Here is a 14,103-nt window from a genome sequence, read left to right as displayed (position 1 = left end):
CCCGGCCTCTTTACTTGTAGGTGTCGGGATAGTCGTGGTACTTGCCGATCTCGACATCGTCGAGCACGGCCAGCGCGTCGGGCGTGAGCACGGCCAGCGAGCAGTACAGCGAGATCAGGTAGGACGCGATGGCATGGTTGTTGATGCCCATGAAGCGCACCGACAGGCCTGGGCTCTGCTCGCCCGGCAGGCCGGGCTGGTACAGGCCGACCACGCCCTGGCGCTTGTCGCCCACGCGCAGCAGCAGGATCTTGCTCTTGCCATCGGCCACGGGCACCTTGTCCGAGGGGATCAGCGGAATGCCGCGCCAGGTGATGAACTGTGAGCCGAACAGGCTGACCGTGGGCGGCGGCGTGCCGCGGCGCGTGGCCTCGCGGCCGAAGGCGGCAATGGCCAGCGGATGGGTCAGGAAGAAGGCGGGTTCCTTCCAGACCTTGGTCAGCAGCTCGTCCAGGTCGTCGGGCGTGGGCGCGCCGGTCAGCGGGAAGATGCGCTGCTCGTCCGTGACCTGGGCCAGCAGGCCGTAGTCGGGGTTGTTGATCAGCTCGCTTTCCTGGTTCTCCTTGATGGTCTCGATGGTCAGGCGCAGCTGTTCCTTGATCTGGTCATGCGGGCTGCTGTAGAGGTCGGAGATGCGCGTGTGCACATCCAGGATGGTGGAGACGGCGTTGAGGAAGTACTCGCGCGGCTGCTCCTCGTAGTCCACATAGGTGCGCGGCAGCTGGTTGTCTTCCTGCTTGGCCGTGCAGGTGACCTTGATGGCCTCCGGGTTCTTGACGCGGTTGAGGCGGTAGATGCCGGCCTCCACCGGCGACCATTGCAGCAGGTGCGTCAGCCAGCGCGGGCTGATGGTCGAAAGCTGGGGAACGGTTTTGGTTGCGTTGGCCAGTTGCCGCGCGGCGTTGTCGCCTAGCGCGGTCGTGCCGCCCACTGTTGCCGACATGTGCAGACTCCGTGATCAGTTCAGGAAAAAGGGAAGGGGAAGGAAGGAAACAGGGCCAGTGTCCCGGCCCGCGCACATGTCTTCAACATGCTATAGCCGCCAAGCGCAGGCCGCGCACCAGCTGGTCGTGGGCCACGGTTTCGCCGCGCATCACCAGGGCCGAGGGCTGCACGCCCAGCGAGACGGCCAGCTTCTCCACGGTCAGCAGCGAGGCGATGACGCGGCCGCGCTCTATCTCGCCCACGTAGGAGCGGTTCAGGTCCGAGTGCTCGGCCAGCCGCTCCTGCGACCAGCCATGGGCCTCGCGCGCCTGGCGCACGGCAATGCCGAAGCTGGTGACAAGCCGGGTGCTCATAGGGCCACCTCCCGGGGCTGCTGCGCGTGCTCGCGCGCATGGGCCTGGGTGACATGGGCGCCGGGCGGCACGTCCTCGGTCACCCAGACATTGCCGCCGATGACCGCGCCACGCCCCAGCGTGACGCGGCCCAGGATGGTGGCGCCCGCGTAGATGACCACGTCGTCCTCCACCACCGGATGGCGCGCCAGGCCCTTGCGCAGATGGCCGTGCTCATCGGTGGGAAAGCGCTTGGCGCCCAGGGTGACGGCCTGGTACAGCCGTACGCGTTCACCGATCACGGCGGTCTCTCCGATCACCACGCCCGTGCCGTGGTCCATGAAAAAGCCCCTCCCGATCTTCGCGCCCGGATGGATGTCGATGCCCGTCTGCGCATGGGCCAGCTCGGCCACGATGCGCGCCAGCAGCGGCTGCTCCAGCAGGTACAGCTGGTGGGCCAGGCGGTGATGGATCATGGCCAGCACGCCCGGATAGCACAGCAGCACCTCGTCCACGCTGCGCGCGGCGGGATCGCCCTGGAAGGCGGCCAGCACATCGCTGTCCAGCAGGCGGCGGATCTGGGGCAGGGCCTCGGCAAAGGCGCGTGCGATGTCCAGCGCCATGGCGTCGGCGCCCGCTGCCGTGTGGGGCGCGGACAGCCGCAGCTCCAGCCGTATCTGGCCCAGCAGCGCGTGCAGGGCCGAGTCCAGCTGGTGGGCCACGAAGATGTCCTCGCTCTCCTGGCGCAGGTCGTGCGGCCCCAGGCGCATGGGGAACAGGGCTGCCTTGAGCTGGTCGATAAGGGTGGCAAGCGCATCGCGCGAGGGAAACTCGCGCGCCCCGGGCTCCTGGGTGCGGCCGTGCGCCTCGCGCCATTCGCGGCGCGCCGCATGCAGGTTCTGGGTGAGTCCGGCAATGTCGAAACTGGCCATCTGCGTGCTCCTTCAGTCTTGAATCCAGGGCAGGCCGTGGAAGCGCCAGCCATCGCTCTTGCCGCGCTGCTGCAAGGCATCGATCTCGCCCTCGAAGCCTTCGAGCACGTTGAACACATGGGCGAACCCGGCCTGTGCGGCCGCCTGGGCCGCCAGCACCGAGCGCTTGCCGCTTCGGCACAGCAGCAGGGCCACGGCCTCCTTGCCGCCGTGCGGGGCCAGGCGCGCCTCCAGCTCGCGGGCAAAGCGCGGGTTGCGCGTCAGCGCCGTGCCCGTGGCCCAAGGCACGTGCAGGGTGCCCTGCACCTGGCCGACGAACTTGCGTTCCTCGGCCGTGCGCACATCGACCAGCACGGCCTGGCCGGCCTGCACCAGCGCCCAGGCCACGGGCGGGCGCACGCCGCCTGCGTGGCCCAGCCCCTGTGCGCGGGCGTGTTCCTGCGCCTCCTCCAGGGCCTGGGGCAGGGTGGTTTCCAAAGTGGGGGCTGTCATGTCGTCGTCCTTGCGGAGGTTTCGCGGTTGGTGGCTATAGGCACCAATCTAAGAACTTCGCCAACGGGCAACAACGAATGAAAACTGGGTTTTAAAGAAGCAAAACGTCTAAACAAACGGCATGGCCGCGCGGCGGTGTCCGCTTTTCTTGAATCCAGACCCCGCCCCGCTGCGTATCCAGATCAGCCGTAATCGTTCGGCTTGTCATCAACCCGCTAGGAGCATTCCATGGTCTCGATTCAAAACACCCGCAAGCTGGCCTCGTTCGGCCTGGCCATCGTGATGTCGGCTGCCTCCGTGGCCGCCATGGCCGATGTGATGGTGGGCGGCGCACCCATGCTGCCGTCCAAGGACATCATCGACAACGCCGTCAACTCCAAGGACCACACCACCCTGGTCGCAGCCGTCAAGGCGGCGGGCCTGGTCGATACGCTCAAGGGCCCGGGTCCGTTCACCGTGTTCGCGCCCACCAATGCCGCCTTCGAGGCCCTGCCCGCAGGCACGGTGGACACCCTGCTCAAGCCCGAGAACAAGGGCACGCTGACCACCGTGCTGACCTACCACGTGGTGGCCGGCAAGTGGGATGCGGCCGCGCTGTCCAAGATGATCAAGGACGGCAAGGGCATGGCCAGCATCAAGACCGTCAGCGGCGGCACGCTGGTGGCCAAGTCCAGCGGCTCCAGGATCATGCTGACCGATGAAAAGGGCGGCACGGCCACGGTGACCATCCCCGACGTCTACCAGTCCAACGGAGTGATCCACGTGATCGACAAGGTGCTGCTGCCCAAGTGAGCGGCGCAGCAGGCCAGCGGGCCGGCCGCTGGCCGCCATGGTCAGTGGCCGGAGCCTTGCGCCTTCGCCATGCGCCTTGCGGGCGCGCCGCCGGAGGGCGCTCCGCCGGAGGGCGCACCGCCATAGGTCGATCCCGCATAGATGGCTGCCAGCGTCAGCGCCATGCCGGCCAGCGCCATCGGCGTGGGCCGGGCGGTGAAGAACAGCACGTCGATGGCATAGGTGCCTATGGGCTCGGCCAGCAGGATGAGGCCGGCCAGCGAGGCCTTCACATGCGGCACGGCCGTGCTCACCATGAGCCAGGCCACGCCCTGCACCAGCAGGCCATACAGCAGCAGCGTGCCGAAATCGGCCGCGCCGGCAATGGCCAGCGACTCGCCCTCCAGCCACGCTGCCGCCAGCAGGCAGGGCGCTGCGGCGGCGCACAGCACGGCCATGTTGACGGCCGGATGCGTGGCATGCGGCGGGGTCTGCCCCTTCTTGATGAAGACCACGCACAGCGCATAGGCCGCCGCCGAGGCCAGGCCCAGGGCCACGCCCAGCCAGTGTTCGGACGCCGAATCCGGGCCTGCGGCCACCGGCAGGCCCGCGCCCGACACCATGAGGATGCCGGTGGCCGCCAGCACCAGCGCCACGAAGTAGACGACCGTGATCCGTTCGCGGAACACCGCCCAGGCCAGTCCCGCCAGAAAGAACGACTGGCAGTTGGTCAGTATGGCGCCCAGGCCCGGCCCCACCATGCGTATGCTCTTGTGCCACCAGTACAGGTCCAGCGCCAGCGCGGCGCCGGCCAGGCAGGCGTACAGCAGGGCCTGGCGCGTCATGCGCCAGCGCAGGCCCCGCCACAGGGCAAAGCCGGCCAGCCCCAGGCCGCCCAGCAGCATGCGGTAAAAGCCCATGGCGCTGGTGCCCATGCTGCTGAAAGCCACGGCCACGCCGGACAGGCTCAGGATCAGCCCGCCCACGGCCAGCAGCGCCAGGTAGCTTGTCTTGCCGTTCATGCGCATGGCTCCGTCACGCTGGCCGGTCGGCGGCATTGCGCCGCCGGTATTCGAGCTGGCGCGCCGTCTCGACCGCGACCTCCGCGCCCAGCAGGCGTTCCACCAGGTGCAGGGCCATGTCGATGCCTGCCGCAAACCCGCCCGAGGTGACGATGGCACCCTCATCGATCCACAGCCTGTCTGCGCTCACGCGGGCGGCCGGCGCAATGGCGCGCAGGTCTTCCGTGTCCTCGAAGTGCGTGGTGGCCTCGCGCTGGTCCAGGAGCCCTGCCCGCCCCAGCAGGAAGGAGCCCACGCAGACGGAGCCCGTCACCTCGCTGCTGCCGGCCACCTGCCGCAGCCAGGCGGCGACCTCGGGCGCGGCCAGTTCGGCCTGCAGCGCGCCGCCGGCCACGATCACCAGGTCCAGCGCGGGATGGTCCTGCAGGCTGGCCTGCGCCTGGATGCCCACGCCTTCGCGCGTGCGCACGGCGGCGCCGCTGCGGCTGATCACCACGGGCTGAAACGGGGGCGAGGCCGCCAGCCCGCGCCGCACGGCCACGCGCGCGGCCACGTCGAACACCTGCAAAGGCCCTGCAAACTCCAGCAGCACCACGCCATCAAAGACGAAAAATCCAACGGTCCGGGTCTTCATCCACCACTCCTGTCTGTCAAGGAGAGGCAGCTTAGGCAGGCCGCAGCGCGCGGTCTTGGACGGAATTGATCAGGCCGGGCCGCTCAAGGCTGCTCAGGGCCGCATGGCCTGGCGGTACTGCGAAGGCGCCACGCCGTGCGCGCGGCGGAACCAGTTGGAGAAATGGCTCTGGTCGTAGAAGCCCAGCGACAGTGCCACCTCGCTCAGCGCCAGCGTGCCGCGCAGCAGGCCGCGGGCGCTTTCGGCGCGGCGGGCCTGGTGGTAGGCATGGGGCGTGATGCCGTAGCGGCGGCTGAAGCTGCGGATGGCGTGCTCGGGGCTGAGTCCGCAGACGGCGGCCAGACGCGCGGCGCCCAGTTCCTGGTCCGCATGGGCATCGATGAACTCGCGCAGCAGCGCCGCGCTGGCGCCATCGGGCGCATGCGGCCGGCCGGGGCTGTGCACCACGCGGCGCAGCAGCGCCAGCAAGGCCTCGTCGGCGGCCAGGCCGTCCTGCGGGCCGTGCAGCAACTGCCGGGCGCAGGCCCGGGTCTGCGGGTCGCGCAGGCTGACGGCGTCGAACCAGCCATCGCGCACGCCCAGCAGCGCGTGCATGCGGGCGGGCTCGACATGCAGCATGTCGTAGGTCCAGCCCTGCTCGCCGCCCGGGCGCCCGTCGTGGATCTCGCCCGCGTTGAACAGCGCGATATCGCCACCCGTGAACTCGCGCTCGGCGCCCCGGCTCCAGCACAGCTCGCGCCCGCCGTGGATGACGGCAATGCCCATGGTGTCGTGGAAGTGGCGCGGATAGCGGTGCTGCACCGCATGGCCGCTGAGGATTTCCACGCCGCCCAGCGCGCAGTGGCGGCGGTAGGTCAGGGCGCGTTGCGGGCGCTTGCCGGGTATGGGCGCGGCCATGGCCGGCCTCAATCCGCGCCGGGGGCCGCTGCCGGCGTCCTGGCCTGCGCGGCCAGCTTGGACAGCCGCCAGCGCGTCAGGTCGTCCGCGCCGGGGCCGGCCTCCACGCGCAGCTCGGAAAAGGGCACGCTCTGGCCCGATTCCTCCTCCACCAGCGCCAGCCGCAGGGGCGTGCCCGAATGCGCACGCACAAAGCGCATGGGCGGCTGGGCCTGCTGCTGCAGGCGCCACCGGTCGCCGACCTGGGCCAGCGCCTGGATCACCAGGGACAGGTCGCGGCCCTTGGGCGTGAGCAGGTACTCGTAGCGGTCCGGGCCGCTTTGGTAGAGGCGGCGCTCGACCAGGCCGGTCTGCTCCAGCTGGCGCAGGCGGTCGGTCAGCGTGGCATTGGTGATGTCCGTGGACTTTCTCAGGTCGTCATAGCGGCTCAGGCCCAGCATCAGGTCGCGCAGCACCAGCATGGCCCAGCGGTCGCCTATGGCCTCCAGCGCGGTGGCTATCGAGCAGGCCATGCCCTCGAAGCTCTTGGATCGCATGGGGTTTCCCTTGTGTGTTCGCGGTTGTCGCAGGCCTGGAGTGTCTCAGCAAAACGCAAGCCCGGCCCGCAAAGGTGGATTGCGTGCTTGTAACTCTAATGATTGAAGTTTATAGTTGAAGCCACTTTCAACCACCGCTTTACCCAAGCAAGGACTTCCCCCATGAGCACGCATCAAGGCACCGCCATCGTCACTGGCGCCTCTTCCGGCATTGGCGCCGTCTACGCCGACCGCCTGGCCGCCAGGGGCCATGGCCTGATTCTGGTGGCCCGCCGAGAAGACCGGCTGCAGGCGCTGGCGCAGCGCCTGCGCAGCGCGCACGGCCGCGAGGTCGAGGTGGTGGCCGCCGACCTGGCCGACGCCGCCGGCCTGCAGCGCGTGGCGGCGCTGCTGTCGGGCGAGCGTGACATCCGCATGCTGGTGAACTGCGCAGGCCTGGGAGCCCTGGGCCCGGCCGCCCAGGTGGATGCAGGCGAGGTCGATCGCATGGTCATGGTCAACATCCATGCGCTGACGCGGCTGTCGCTGGCGGCAGCGCGGCTGTTCGCCACGTGCGGGCGGGGCACGCTGATCAATATCGGCTCCATCCTGGCCGCCATGCCCGTGCCGGGCGCCGCCGGCTACGGCGCCTCCAAGGCCTATGTGCTGAACTTCACGCGCTCGCTGCAGGCGGAGCTGGCCTCCAGCGGCGTCATGGTGCAGGCGGTGATGCCCAGCCTGGTGCGCTCCGAGTTCTTCGGCGGCAAGCCCGCGCCGTTTCCCGAGCACCTGTTCATGTCGCCCGAGACCCTGGTGGACACGGCCCTGGCCGCGCTGGACCAGGGCGAGGCCATCTGCTTTCCCACGCTGCAGGACATGGCCGCCTGGCAGGACTTCGACGCGTCGCGCGCCCGCCTGGTCTCGGCGCTCATGCAGGGCGGCACGCCCGCGGCGCGCTACGCAGTTGCCGAGGCCGCGGCTTCCTGAGCACCGGACCCCTATTCTTCATCCGCCCCTCTTGCACCCGGAGAAAACCATGCCCCTGTGGAAGATCTACCACCCCGAAAACGCCTTCAGCGATGAAGACAAACAGGCCATTGCCCAGCGCATCACGGCCGTCTACGGCGACCTGCCGCGCTTTTACGTCGGCGTGGTGTTCGAGGCCGTCGCGCGCACTTCGTTCTTCATCGGCGGCGAGCCTGCAGATGATTTCGTGCGCATCTCCGTGGACCATATCGCGCGGCAGATCCGCGACGAGGAGACCAAGACACGGTTCCTGGAAGGCGTGCGGCGGCAGCTGTCCCCCTTCATCGCCGACCGGGGCCTGCGCTGGGAGATGCATGTGGACGAGACGCCCTTCAGCCTCTGGAGCATCCAGGGCCTGCGCCCGCCCGTGCCGGGCACGCCCGAGGGCGAGAAATGGCGCCTGGACAATCGCCCCTCCCCCCTCTGAGGACTTGCCTGCATCTCAGCGCAGCGACAGCCCCGCCGACTGGATCGCGCGGGCGTAGCGCGGGCGCTCGCTTTGCAGGCTCTGGCCCAGGTCGGCCGGGGAGCCGCCCGCCACCTTGAAGCCCATGTGCTCCAGCTGGGCGCGCACATCAGGCGCCTGCAGCACGGTCTGCAGGTCGCGGTTGATCTTGGCGACGATGGGCGCGGGCGTGCCGGCCGGCGCGAAGTAGCCCTGCCAGCTCTCCACCGAGAAGCCGGGCACGCCGGCCTCGGCCATGGTGGGCACCTGGGGCAGGGCGTCGGAGCGGTAGGACGTGGTCACGGCCAGGGCGCGCAGCTTGCCGGCGCGCACGTACTCGGTCACGGCGGCCAGCGTGATCAGCGTGGCGTCGGTATGGCCGCCCAGCACGTCCAGCGAGGCCGGGCCACCGCCCGGGTAGGGGATGTAGTTGACCTTGGCGCCCGTCTCCTGCGTGAGGATTTCATGCGCCACATGGGCAATGCCGCCATTGCCGGGCAGGCCCAGGCTGATGCTTTGCGGCTTGGCCTTGGCGCGGGCCAGGTAGTCGCCCAGCGTGTTCAGGCCCGTGCCGGGGTTGACCACCAGCACCTGCGGATTGACCACGGCCTTGATGATGGGCGTGAAGGCCTTTTGCGTGTCGTAGGGCAACTGGGCGAACAGCAGGCCGTTGAGCGTGAGGCCCTCGCCCTGCTGCAGCAGGGTGTAGCCGTCGGGCGCCGCCTTGGCCACCTTGGCCGCGCCGATGGTGCCGCTGGCCCCGGCCACGTTCTCCACCACCACCGACTGGCCCCACAGCGCGGCCAGCTTGTCGGCCAGCGTGCGCGTGAGCTTGTCGGCGCTGCCCCCGGGCGCCACGGGCACGATGATGCGCACCGGCTTGTTCGGAAAGCTGTCGGCCGAGGCCAGGGCCGCCGGCGCGTGCAGGGCCAGGGCGGAGAACAGGGGAAGCAGCAGTGCGCGCAGCGCGGACGGGGTGCGGATCATGGGGGTGCCGGAGTGCAGAGAGTCGATGCCTGCAGTCTGGGAGGCTCCTGGCGTGGCGTGAACTAAGCATTGCGGCTATGCATATGCGGCTGCCGCACAACGTGCGTCACGCTTGCCCCACGCATGCGCGCGCAGTGCCCAAAGCTCATATCCATATCCGCAATGCGTCGTTGGCGCCGGGGCGGGAGAGGCCTAACTTCGTGTCCTCCCGCGAACGTCCTCCCAGGCACTCCCATGACACAGACCCACCTCTCCATCGACTTCAGCGGCAGCGACGTGGCCAGCCGCCGCGCAGCCGCCATCACCGGCTTCATCGCCACGGCCCGGCGCCTGCTCCCCGATCCCGAGCGGGCCACGCCCGAGCAACTGCAGGCCGTGGCCCGCGAGCTGGAGGCGCTGGGCCTGCAGCGCGAACTGTTCCCGCATGCGCACTTTCCCGTCTCGGCCAGCAACCCGGCCCAGGTCTACCGCCTCAGCGAAGACCTGGGCGGGCGCTATGCGCTGTACCTGTCCACCGGCCTGCCGGGCAAGTCCCAGCCACCGCATGACCACACCACCTGGGCCATCATCGCGGGCGTCGAAGGCGTGGAGCGCAACGTGTTCTTCACGCGCGGCAAGACCGACGACCCGCTGCGCGACACCCTGGCGGTGGGGCGCAGCGTCGATGTGGGCAGCGGAACCTCGGTAGTGCTCACGCCCACCGACGTGCACACCATCGAGCTGATCGGCGAGGAGCCCGGCCTGCACCTGCACTTCTACGGGCGCGGCCTGGAGCGCATGCCCGATCGCGTGGTCTTCGAGAGCCTGGAGGGCGGCAGCTTCCGCACCTTCGGCCCGCCCAAGTCGATTCGCCATGCGCTGGTCACGCCCGCCGCGCTCCGGCAGGCCCTGGCCGACGGCGAGGAAATCGCCGTGCTCGACGTGCGCGAGGCCGGCGTCTTCGCGCACCGCCACATCCTGTTCGCGGCGCCCGCCCCGGCCTGGCGGCTGGAGCAGTTCATCGACCGCCTGGTGCCGCGCCGGGGCACGCGCATCGTGCTGGTGGATGGCGACGGCACGCTGGCCCATGAAGCCGCCGCCAAGCTCGTGCGCCTGGGCTGGCCCAACGTCTCCGTGCTCGAAGGCGGCACCGAAGGCTGGGCAGCCCAGGGGCTGGAAATCTTCAGCGGCACCAACGTGCCCAGCAAGGCCTTCGGCGAAGTCATCGAGCATGAAAAGCACACGCCCTGGATCACCTCGGACGAGCTGGGAGCGCGCGTGCAGCGCGGCGACAACATCGTCGTCGTCGACAGCCGCACGCCCGAGGAATTCGCGGCCTTCAGCCTGCCGTTTGCACTGAGCGTGCCGGGCGCCGAACTGGTCTACCGCATCGGCGAAATCGCCCCGGACCCGCAAACCCTGGTCGTCGTCAACTGCGCGGGCCGCACGCGCTCCATCGTGGGCGCGCAGACCCTGATCGATGCCGGCATCCCCAACCAGGTCGTCTCGCTGCGCAACGGCACCATGGACTGGCTGCTCACCGGCCGCAGGCTGGCCCATGGCCGCCGCACCCCGCTGCCCGAGCCCGGCGCCGTCGCCCTGGCCACCGCCCGCGAACGCGCAGCCAGCGTGGCACAGCGCGCGGGCGTGCAATCCATCGACGCGGCCGAACTGGCCCGCTTCGAGTCCGAAGCCACCGAACGCACGCTCTACCGCTTCGACGTGCGCACCCGCGAGGAATACCAGGCCGGCCACCTTCCCGGCTGGCGCTGGGCGCCGGGCGGCCAGCTCGTGCAGGCCACCGACGAATACGCGGCCACGCGCGGCGCACGCATCGTGCTGGCCGACTGGGACGGCGTGCGCGCCCTCACCACCGGCGCCTGGCTGGCCCAGCTGGGCTGGGAAGTCTTCACCTTCGTGCCGCCCGCGCTGGCCACCCTGGAAACCGGTGCCGAGCCCGTGCGCGTGCTCGCCTCCCACGCGCCTGCGCCCCAGCTGTCCGTGCAGCAGACACAGGAACTGCTGGGCGAAGGCCGCGCCATCGTCTTCGACGTGGACAGCCGGCCCGCCTTCGAGAAGCAGCACATCGCCGGTGCGCGCTTTGCCGTGCCTGACCGTCTGCCTGCCTTCGTGCAGGCCCTGCCGCCGGCCCAGGTCGTGGTGCTCACCTCGCCGGACGGCGTGCTGGCGCGCAGCGTGGCAGCCGAACTGGCGGCGCGCACGGGGCGCGATGTGCGCTCCGTCGTGGGCGGCACTTCAGCCTGGGCTGCTGCCGGGCTGCCGCTGGGGCAGGGGGATGCGGATGTGCTGACGGGGGATGATGACCAGTGGTACAGCCCTTATGCGCATCGGGACCTGGGGTTGAGGGATGCGGGGTTTCGGGCTTATCTGGATTGGGAGTTGGGGTTGGTTGAGCAGTTGGAGCGGGATGGGTGGGCTTCTGGGATTCGGCTGGTGCCTGCTGTTTGAGTCTGGCTCTGGGTCTGATTTTTGTCCCTGCCGGGTGGTTGTTTTTCGGGGCCGGGTCTCGGCCCGGCGGCCGACTCCCTTTCTTATCGCGCGATAAGAAAGGAAGCAAAGAAGCGCGCCCCGCACTGCCCACGACCCTTCGCTTCGCTGCGGGCGACCTGCGTTGGGCGGGATGCGGGGTGTGCCGCAGAACTCGCTTTGCGCTTCGCGCGCCGCTCAAACAACTGCGGCAAGTCAGATGACGAAGCAGCCCTGTCCTTCGGCAGGGCTGCCACCCCGCATCCCGCCCAACGCAGGCGTGGGCAGAAGGGGGGAGGCTGAGGGACAGCCAACAGCCGGCGCCATCACTGCGCTCGGCTTCAACCAGGGGCCGAGCGAAGCGACGGCCCGTCACAACTCCCCGTATGTCAGCGCCTGCGGCGTGGTGGTTGCGGGGTTGCAGTCCTGCCGAAGGACAGGACTGCTTCGTGATCTGACTCGCCGTGATGTTTGAACGTAGCGCGCAGCGCGAAGTGAGTTTCACGGCGAACCCCGCAACCGCCACGACGCAGGTTGCCCGCAGCGAAGCGGAGGGTCGCGGACATCCGGGTCGCCTTTTCTTGGCCTACCTTCTTTTGGCGAAGCAAAAGAAGGTAGGTCGGCCGCCGGGCCGAGACCCGGCCTCGAAAAGAAACCCCCCGGCAGGGCCAGAACCAGCAAGCGCAGCAACACGCAGCAAACGCAGCGCACGCAGCAAAGCCCAAAAAATCTCAGGCAGCCAGCCTGAACCGCTCCACCACCCCCCCAAACCCCCTCTCCAGATCCGCAATCAGATCCAAAGGATCCTCCAGCCCCACATGCAGCCGCACCACAGGCGCAGTCCCCGTCCACACACTGTGCTCCCGCAACCGCTCAGGCTGCGCCACCAGCGCCAGGCTCTCGTAGCCGCCCCAGGAAGCCCCCTGCGCAAACTGCCGCAACGAGTCGACGAACACGGCGCCGGCACCGGGGTCCACCCCTTCGGCAAACGCGAATGACACCAGCCCGCTGGCCCCGCTGAAGTCCCGCTTCCACAGCGCATGGCCGGGATCGGAGGGCAGGGCCGGGTAGAAGACGCGGCCGACCTGGGGCTGCTGCTCCAGCCACTGGGCGACTTCGGTGGCGTGGCGCTGGTGCTGGGCCAGGCGCACGGGCAGGGTGCGCAGGCCGCGCAGGGCGAGGTAGGCGTCGTCGGCGCCTATGGTCAGGCCCAGGGCCTCGTAGGCGGTGGAGATCTTCTTCGACAGCGCGGGGCCGTCGGTGATGACGATGCCCTGCATCACGTCGGAGTGGCCGGCGATGTACTTGGTCGCGGCCTGGATGGACAGGTTGGCGCCGTGCTCCAGGGGCTGGTAGAACCAGCCGCCGCTCCAGGTGTTGTCGGTGGCCACGGGAATGCCGTGCTGGCGCGCCACGGCAGCCAGGGCGGGCAGGTCCAGCACTTCGTAGAGCAGGGAGCTGGGCGATTCCAGGTAGACCAGGCGGGTGTTGGGGCGGATTTTGCCGGCCAGATCGTCGCGCGAGGGCGAGAAGTACTCCAGCGTGATGCCCAGGCGCTGCAGCAAGGTGGCGTCCACGCGGCGCACGGGAGAGTAGACGCTGTCGGCCACCAGCGCATGGTCGCCGGGCGAGAGCAGGGCGATCAGCACCAGGGTGATGGCGGACAGGCCCGAGGGCGTGAGGAAGGCGCGGTGCCCGCCTTCGAGCGCGACCACGGCGTCCTCCAGCGCGCGGTGCGTGTCCAGGCCGTGGCGGCCGTAGGAGGCCACGCGCTCGCCGGCCTCGCGGCGGTGGTGCAGGTCGGCGTAGGCGGCGCTGTCGGCAAAGCGCACGGTGCTGGTGCGCACCACGGGCACGTTGACGGGGCCGGAGCCGCCCTGCAGCGGCGGCGTGCCTGCGTGCAGCAGGCGGGTCGACGGGCCCAGGGGCCGGTGCTTGTCTTGGGGGATGCTCATGCCACGGCCTCGCTGGGACGCAGGTAGGCGGCGTTGTAGTTCTTGACTTCGCCGGTGTCGGGGTCGATGGCCACGCGGCCGCTCAGGGTTTCCAGCGGCTGGCCGTAGAGATGGAAGTGCAGCGTGGGCTGCTCGCCCACGACGGCAATGCTGTGGATGTCATCGGGCAGGAAGGCGATGGAGGCGCCCGGCTGCACGGTGAATTCGCGCGCCAGGTGGATGCTGGCGCGTGCGGGGTCGCTGCGGTCGTCCGTGCGCTCGTAGAGGCGGTTGAGCTCCTGGCCTTCGACGGCAACGATCACGGCCCAGGTCGTGTGGTTGTGCGGCGCCGTGGTCTTGCCGGGGTTGATGGAGTTCAGGTACAGGGCCAGGCCCGCATCGCCATCGGCCGGGTTGAGGCGGTAGCGCGTGGAGGCGCCCACGCCTTCGGTCTGCGCGGGCGGGGGAAAGTCCGCGCGGCTGAACAAGGCCTTGTGCGCGGCCAGCTGCTCCAGGCGTGCGGTGATGGCCGACAGGGTGCTGCGCTCGGGCGCGCCGGCCTGCAGCAGCTGGCGCACGTCGGCCAGGGCGGCGTCCACGGCCTGGCGGCGCCGGGCGGCGGCGTCTGTATGGGTGCCTGTATCTGCGCCTGTGCCGGCCGGGTTTTCAGTCGTTGTTTCTGCGGTCATGGGGATGTGCTCCTGG

At 69.6% G+C, this 14,103-nt stretch carries 15 protein-coding genes; 4 read left to right on the top strand and 11 right to left on the bottom strand.

Features of this window, described 5'->3' with window-relative positions; all coding sequences use genetic code 11:
* Nucleotides 1-10: 10 nt before the first annotated feature.
* The 4 genes from A9976_RS14875 to A9976_RS14860 all read right to left on the bottom strand — a co-directional run bounded on the left by A9976_RS14875 (nucleotide 11) and on the right by A9976_RS14860 (nucleotide 2,701).
* Entirely contained in the window at nucleotides 11-943 is a 933-nt protein-coding gene (locus A9976_RS14875) for a family 2A encapsulin nanocompartment shell protein (RefSeq protein WP_013800566.1), read from the bottom strand.
* A gap of 82 nt (nucleotides 944-1,025) precedes the next feature.
* Nucleotides 1,026-1,298 (bottom strand): helix-turn-helix transcriptional regulator, encoded by a 273-nt coding sequence (locus tag A9976_RS14870; protein WP_012207587.1) that lies wholly within the window; start codon nucleotides 1,296-1,298, stop codon nucleotides 1,026-1,028.
* Nucleotides 1,295-2,209 (bottom strand): serine O-acetyltransferase EpsC, encoded by a 915-nt coding sequence (gene epsC / locus A9976_RS14865; protein WP_183019649.1) that lies wholly within the window; start codon nucleotides 2,207-2,209, stop codon nucleotides 1,295-1,297. The genes A9976_RS14870 and epsC overlap by 4 nt, the downstream gene beginning before the upstream one ends.
* Nucleotides 2,210-2,221: 12 nt before the next feature.
* The gene (locus tag A9976_RS14860) at nucleotides 2,222-2,701 is read right to left on the bottom strand and encodes a rhodanese-like domain-containing protein (RefSeq protein WP_183019648.1); all 480 of its coding nucleotides are present in this window, start codon (nucleotides 2,699-2,701) and stop codon (nucleotides 2,222-2,224) included.
* A 228-nt stretch (nucleotides 2,702-2,929) separates the two neighbouring features.
* On the opposite strand from A9976_RS14860, the gene A9976_RS14855 reads away from it, so the two are divergent.
* A complete protein-coding gene (locus A9976_RS14855) occupies nucleotides 2,930-3,493 on the top strand; it encodes a fasciclin domain-containing protein (RefSeq protein ID WP_183019647.1) in 564 nt (187 codons plus the stop codon).
* A gap of 41 nt (nucleotides 3,494-3,534) precedes the next feature.
* Here A9976_RS14855 and A9976_RS14850 read toward each other — a convergent pair whose 3' ends face one another.
* The 4 genes from A9976_RS14850 to A9976_RS14835 all read right to left on the bottom strand — a co-directional run bounded on the left by A9976_RS14850 (nucleotide 3,535) and on the right by A9976_RS14835 (nucleotide 6,561).
* Entirely contained in the window at nucleotides 3,535-4,494 is a 960-nt protein-coding gene (locus A9976_RS14850; RefSeq protein ID WP_235264268.1) for a DMT family transporter, read from the bottom strand.
* Nucleotides 4,495-4,507: 13 nt separating this feature from the next.
* Nucleotides 4,508-5,128: a GlxA family transcriptional regulator gene (locus A9976_RS14845; protein ID WP_183019646.1), complete on the bottom strand. Its 621-nt coding sequence runs from the start codon at nucleotides 5,126-5,128 to the stop codon at nucleotides 4,508-4,510.
* Between the two features lie 93 nt (nucleotides 5,129-5,221).
* On the bottom strand, nucleotides 5,222-6,025 hold the full coding sequence (locus A9976_RS14840) for an AraC family transcriptional regulator (protein ID WP_183019645.1): 804 nt from the start codon (nucleotides 6,023-6,025) through the stop codon (nucleotides 5,222-5,224).
* An 8-nt stretch (nucleotides 6,026-6,033) separates the two neighbouring features.
* Nucleotides 6,034-6,561, bottom strand: a complete 528-nt coding sequence (locus A9976_RS14835; protein WP_183019644.1) for a helix-turn-helix domain-containing protein — start codon at nucleotides 6,559-6,561, stop codon at nucleotides 6,034-6,036.
* Between the two features lie 162 nt (nucleotides 6,562-6,723).
* On the opposite strand from A9976_RS14835, the gene A9976_RS14830 reads away from it, so the two are divergent.
* Together A9976_RS14830 and A9976_RS14825 are read left to right on the top strand one after the other, a co-directional pair.
* Nucleotides 6,724-7,527, top strand: a complete 804-nt coding sequence (locus A9976_RS14830) for an SDR family oxidoreductase (protein WP_183019643.1) — start codon at nucleotides 6,724-6,726, stop codon at nucleotides 7,525-7,527.
* 49 nt (nucleotides 7,528-7,576) lie between these two features.
* Nucleotides 7,577-7,993, top strand: a complete 417-nt coding sequence (locus A9976_RS14825; protein ID WP_013800576.1) for a tautomerase family protein — start codon at nucleotides 7,577-7,579, stop codon at nucleotides 7,991-7,993.
* 15 nt (nucleotides 7,994-8,008) lie between these two features.
* Here the strand turns inward: A9976_RS14825 and A9976_RS14820 are convergent, their stop codons facing one another.
* Nucleotides 8,009-8,998, bottom strand: coding sequence for a tripartite tricarboxylate transporter substrate binding protein (locus tag A9976_RS14820; RefSeq protein WP_183019642.1), 990 nt, complete (start codon nucleotides 8,996-8,998; stop codon nucleotides 8,009-8,011).
* Nucleotides 8,999-9,232: 234 nt separating this feature from the next.
* On the opposite strand from A9976_RS14820, the gene A9976_RS14815 reads away from it, so the two are divergent.
* Nucleotides 9,233-11,446, top strand: coding sequence for a rhodanese-like domain-containing protein (locus A9976_RS14815; RefSeq protein ID WP_183019641.1), 2,214 nt, complete (start codon nucleotides 9,233-9,235; stop codon nucleotides 11,444-11,446).
* A gap of 749 nt (nucleotides 11,447-12,195) precedes the next feature.
* Here A9976_RS14815 and metC read toward each other — a convergent pair.
* The gene (gene metC, locus A9976_RS14810) at nucleotides 12,196-13,419 is read right to left on the bottom strand and encodes a cystathionine beta-lyase (protein ID WP_183019640.1); all 1,224 of its coding nucleotides are present in this window, start codon (nucleotides 13,417-13,419) and stop codon (nucleotides 12,196-12,198) included.
* A complete protein-coding gene (locus tag A9976_RS14805; protein ID WP_183019639.1) occupies nucleotides 13,416-14,087 on the bottom strand; it encodes a cysteine dioxygenase family protein in 672 nt (223 codons plus the stop codon). The genes metC and A9976_RS14805 overlap by 4 nt, the downstream gene beginning before the upstream one ends.
* Nucleotides 14,088-14,103 lie beyond the last annotated feature (16 nt).

The sequence above is a fragment of the Delftia sp. UME58 genome (assembly GCF_014170385.1).
Taxonomy (GTDB): domain Bacteria; phylum Pseudomonadota; class Gammaproteobacteria; order Burkholderiales; family Burkholderiaceae_C; genus Comamonas; species Comamonas acidovorans.
This window is presented reverse-complemented; position numbering and strand designations above follow the sequence as displayed.